This is a genomic window from Microcella alkalica, assembly GCF_014595885.1.
Taxonomy (GTDB): Bacteria; Actinomycetota; Actinomycetes; order Actinomycetales; family Microbacteriaceae; genus Microcella; species Microcella alkaliphila_B.
The window spans coordinates 1-5,606 of the sequence record NZ_JABUKC010000009.1; the positions used below are offsets into that span (position 1 = coordinate 1).

General features: G+C 56.2%; 3 rRNA genes. All 3 read left to right on the forward strand.

Annotation, left to right across the window (positions count from 1 at the left end):
• The first annotated feature begins 225 nt into the window (after positions 1–225).
• Positions 226–1,749 (forward strand): 16S ribosomal RNA (locus ID804_RS12030).
• Positions 1,750–2,216: 467 nt separating this feature from the next.
• Positions 2,217–5,331, forward strand: a 23S ribosomal RNA gene (locus tag ID804_RS12035).
• A 152-nt stretch (positions 5,332–5,483) separates the two neighbouring features.
• A 5S ribosomal RNA gene (gene rrf, locus ID804_RS12040) occupies positions 5,484–5,600 on the forward strand.
• Together the 16S, 23S and 5S rRNA genes form the textbook arrangement of a ribosomal RNA operon.
• The last annotated feature ends 6 nt before the right edge of the window (positions 5,601–5,606 follow it).

Genomic DNA, 5,606 nt, shown 5'->3' on the forward strand with positions numbered 1-5,606 from the left:
GGTCAGGTGCGCCCGATCCTTGAGAACTCAACAGCGTGCACTAAGTCAATGCCAAATTATCCTCGTCGGTCGACGTTTGTCGGCCGGTTGAGATTCCTTTGGATTGAAATCGAATGTCAGTAGATATTCGGACTTCAGTCAGATCAACTCGCTTCGGCTGCCTTCACGGGTGGCCGGCGCAAATGGATTGCCGCTGGCCTTTCGGGGCTGGTTGGCTGTCGAACATTTACGGAGAGTTTGATCCTGGCTCAGGACGAACGCTGGCGGCGTGCTTAACACATGCAAGTCGAACGGTGAAGGTGGGAGCTTGCTCCTGCTGGATCAGTGGCGAACGGGTGAGTAACACGTGAGTAACCTGCCCTTGACTCTGGGATAAGCGTTGGAAACGACGTCTAATACCGGATACGAGCTTCAGCCGCATGGCTAGGAGTTGGAAAGATTTTTCGGTCAAGGATGGACTCGCGGCCTATCAGCTTGTTGGTGAGGTAATGGCTCACCAAGGCGACGACGGGTAGCCGGCCTGAGAGGGTGACCGGCCACACTGGGACTGAGACACGGCCCAGACTCCTACGGGAGGCAGCAGTGGGGAATATTGCACAATGGGCGCAAGCCTGATGCAGCAACGCCGCGTGAGGGACGACGGCCTTCGGGTTGTAAACCTCTTTTAGCAGGGAAGAAGCGCAAGTGACGGTACCTGCAGAAAAAGCACCGGCTAACTACGTGCCAGCAGCCGCGGTAATACGTAGGGTGCAAGCGTTGTCCGGAATTATTGGGCGTAAAGAGCTCGTAGGCGGTTTGTCGCGTCTGCTGTGAAAACGCGAGGCTCAACCTCGCGCCTGCAGTGGGTACGGGCAGACTAGAGTGCGGTAGGGGAGATTGGAATTCCTGGTGTAGCGGTGGAATGCGCAGATATCAGGAGGAACACCGATGGCGAAGGCAGATCTCTGGGCCGTAACTGACGCTGAGGAGCGAAAGCGTGGGGAGCGAACAGGATTAGATACCCTGGTAGTCCACGCCGTAAACGTTGGGAACTAGATGTAGGGACCATTCCACGGTTTCTGTGTCGCAGCTAACGCATTAAGTTCCCCGCCTGGGGAGTACGGTCGCAAGACTAAAACTCAAAGGAATTGACGGGGGCCCGCACAAGCGGCGGAGCATGCGGATTAATTCGATGCAACGCGAAGAACCTTACCAAGGCTTGACATATAGAGGAAACGGCTGGAAACAGTCGCCCCGCAAGGTCTCTATACAGGTGGTGCATGGTTGTCGTCAGCTCGTGTCGTGAGATGTTGGGTTAAGTCCCGCAACGAGCGCAACCCTCGTCCTATGTTGCCAGCACGTTATGGTGGGAACTCATGGGAGACTGCCGGGGTCAACTCGGAGGAAGGTGGGGATGACGTCAAATCATCATGCCCCTTATGTCTTGGGCTTCACGCATGCTACAATGGCCGGTACAAAGGGCTGCGATACCGCGAGGTGGAGCGAATCCCAAAAAGCCGGTCTCAGTTCGGATTGGGGTCTGCAACTCGACCCCATGAAGTTGGAGTCGCTAGTAATCGTGAATCAGCAACGTCACGGTGAATACGTTCCCGGGCCTTGTACACACCGCCCGTCAAGTCATGAAAGTCGGTAACACCCGAAGCCAGTGGCCCAACCGTAAGGAGGGAGCTGTCGAAGGTGGGATCGGTGATTAGGACTAAGTCGTAACAAGGTAGCCGTACCGGAAGGTGCGGCTGGATCACCTCCTTTCTAAGGAGCATCTGCTGTCGGCTCTCGGGTCGTGCAGCCAGAACCCAGATCGGAAGCGAACGTCTTCCGCTGGGAGCTCATGGGTGGAACATTGATTTGGGTCGCAGGCGTCCAGCCGGCGTGTCAGTACGACTCCTTCGGGAGTCTGGAACGCACACCGGGTGGCAGCAGGCGACATGCACGCTGTTGGGTCCTGAGGGACCGGGCACCGCAAGGGTGCTGCGAGAGCTGCAAGGCTCGAGCAGTGTCGGGCGGGGGCTGGTTTCTCGGACTTCTGAGCTGAGGCGCGATGCGCCAGGGCAGGGAGTGCCGACCGTATGTTGAGAACTACACAGTGGACGCGAGCATCTTAGAAGCCGCCGGCTCTTGCAGCTGGTGGTTTTGAAGATCACCCGATCGAAAGATCGGGATAGATCATTGGTCAGCGTCGTCGCAAGACGGCGCCGATCGATTCTTCATACTCATGTAGTCAAGTTTCTAAGAGCAAACGGTGGATGCCTTGGCATCTGGAGCCGAAGAAGGACGTAGCAATCTGCGATAAGCCTCGGGGAGCTGATAAGCGAGCTGTGAGCCGAGGATGTCCGAATGGGGAAACCCCGCTGGGCGGCGTGCCGACCTAGTGACTCCCGCCTGAATATATAGGGCGGGTAGAGGGAACGTGGGGAAGTGAAACATCTCAGTACCCACAGGAAGAGAAAACAACAGTGATTCCGTCAGTAGTGGCGAGCGAACGCGGATCAGGCTAAACCGATCATGTGTGATAGCCGGCAGGCGTTGCATGGTCGGGGTTGTGGGACTCTCCTGCTGTTCTGCCGAGCAGCAAGGGTGACAGAGCGGTATAGACGAATGGTCTTGAAAGGCCAGCCATAGAGGGTGCCAGCCCTGTAGTCGAAATGCTGTGATGGCCCGGAGAGGATCCCAAGTAGCACGGGGCCCGAGAAATCCCGTGTGAATCTGTCAGGACCACCTGATAAGCCTAAATACTCCCAGATGACCGATAGCGGACAAGTACCGTGAGGGAAAGGTGAAAAGTACCCCGGGAGGGGAGTGAAATAGTACCTGAAACCGTTTGCTTACAATCCGTCGGAGCAGCCCTAGTAGCTGTGACGGCGTGCCTTTTGAAGAATGAGCCTGCGAGTTAGCGATATGTGGCGAGGTTAACCCGTGTGGGGTAGCCGTAGCGAAAGCGAGTCTGAATAGGGCGGTTCAGTCGCATGTCCTAGACCCGAAGCGAAGTGATCTATCCATGGCCAGGTTGAAGCGACGGTAAGACGTCGTGGAGGACCGAACCCACTTAGGTTGAAAACTGAGGGGATGAGCTGTGGATAGGGGTGAAAGGCCAATCAAACTTCGTGATAGCTGGTTCTCTCCGAAATGCATTTAGGTGCAGCGTTGCGTGTTTCTTGCCGGAGGTAGAGCTACTGGATGGCCGATGGGCCCCACAAGGTTACTGACGTCAGCCAAACTCCGAATGCCGGTAAGTGAGAGCGCAGCAGTGAGACAGTGGGGGATAAGCTTCATTGTCGAGAGGGAAACAACCCAGACTACCGACTAAGGTCCCTAAGCGTGTGCTAAGTGGGAAAGGATGTGGAGTTGCACAGACAACCAGGAGGTTGGCTTAGAAGCAGCCACCCTTGAAAGAGTGCGTAATAGCTCACTGGTCAAGTGATTCCGCGCCGACAATGTAACGGGGCTCAAGCACACCACCGAAGTCGTAGGATTCGCATAATAGGTAGGCCTTCGTGGTCCAGCCGTGCGGATCGGTAGGAGAGCGTCGTGTGGGCAGTGAAGCGGCGGTGGAAACCAGCCGTGGAGGCCACACGAGTGAGAATGCAGGCATGAGTAGCGAAAGACGGGTGAGAAACCCGTCCTCCGAAAGACCAAGGGTTCCAGGGCCAGGTTAATCCGCCCTGGGTAAGTCGGGACCTAAGGCGAGGCCGACAGGCGTAGTCGATGGACAACGGGTTGATATTCCCGTACTGACGAAGAACCGCCCAAGCTAATCCAGTGACGCTAAGTGTCCGAATCCCTCTGATGGATCCCTTCGGGGTGAAGCGTTGGGGCTAGCACACGACCCTATGCTGGTGCGGCTAGCGTATTAACAGGTGTGACGCAGGAAGGTAGCTGGGCCGGGCGATGGTTGTCCCGGTGTAAGGATGTAGGGCGAGGGATAGGCAAATCCGTTCCTCACGTAGCCTGAGACCCGATGCATAGCCCTCACGGGCGAATTCAGTGATCCTATGCTGCCGAGAAAAGCATCGACGCGAGGTTCTAGTCACCCGTACCCCAAACCGACTCAGGTGGTCAGGTAGAGAATACCGAGGAGATCGAGAGAATCGTGGTTAAGGAACTCGGCAAAATGCCCCCGTAACTTCGGGAGAAGGGGGGCCGGATGCGTGAAGGCACTTGCTGCTGGAGCGTTGAAGGCCGCAGAGACCAGTGGGAAGCGACTGTTTACTAAAAACACAGGTCCGTGCCAAGTCGCAAGACGATGTATACGGACTGACGCCTGCCCGGTGCTGGAAGGTTAAGAGGAGTGGTTAGCGCAAGCGAAGCTACGAATTTAAGCCCCAGTAAACGGCGGTGGTAACTATAACCATCCTAAGGTAGCGAAATTCCTTGTCGGGTAAGTTCCGACCTGCACGAATGGCGTAACGACTTCCCAGCTGTCTCAACCGCGAACTCGGCGAAATTGCACTACGAGTAAAGATGCTCGTTACGCGCAGCAGGACGGAAAGACCCCGTGACCTTTACTACAGCTTGGTATTGGTGTTCGGTGTGGCTTGTGTAGGATAGGTGGGAGACTGTGAAGCTGGCACGCTAGTGTCGGTGGAGTCGTTGTTGAAATACCACTCTGGTCACTCTGGATGTCTAACTTAGGACCGTAATCCGGTTCAGGGACAGTGCCTGGTGGGTAGTTTAACTGGGGCGGTTGCCTCCCAAAAAGTAACGGAGGCGCCCAAAGGTTCCCTCAACCTGGTTGGCAATCAGGTGTCGAGTGTAAGTGCACAAGGGAGCTTGACTGTGAGACTGACAGGTCGAGCAGGGACGAAAGTCGGGACTAGTGATCCGGCAGTGGCTTGTGGAAGCGCTGTCGCTCAACGGATAAAAGGTACCTCGGGGATAACAGGCTGATCTTGCCCAAGAGTCCATATCGACGGCATGGTTTGGCACCTCGATGTCGGCTCGTCGCATCCTGGGGCTGGAGTAGGTCCCAAGGGTTGGGCTGTTCGCCCATTAAAGCGGTACGCGAGCTGGGTTTAGAACGTCGTGAGACAGTTCGGTCCCTATCCGCTGCGCGCGTAGGAAGTTTGAGAGGATCTGACCCTAGTACGAGAGGACCGGGTTGGACGAACCTCTGGTGTGTCAGTTGTTCCGCCAGGAGCACCGCTGATTAGCTACGTTCGGGATGGATAACCGCTGAAAGCATCTAAGCGGGAAGCCGGCCTCAAGATGAGACTTCCATGCCCCTTGTGGGTGAGAGGCTCCCAGCCAGACGACTGGGTTGATAGGCAGGATGTGGAAGAGGGGACTAACGACCCTTGCAGCTGACCTGTACTAATAAGCCGATGACTTGACAACACCCCCACCTCTTGTGGGTGGGTGAGTATGCGCTCGCGTCCACTTTGTGGTTCCCGATCGACGGTCGGTGAACTACGCATATCGAACACCAGATCCCTCGATTGTTGAGGGGGAGCGTGTTCGTCGTAGACTGATTGATAGATCAATAGTGTTTCGGCGGCCATAGCGAAGGGGAAACGCCCGGTTACATTCCGAACCCGGAAGCTAAGACCTTCTGCGCCGATGGTACTGCGAGGGCGACCTCGTGGGAGAGTAGGACACCGCCGGACTTCTTT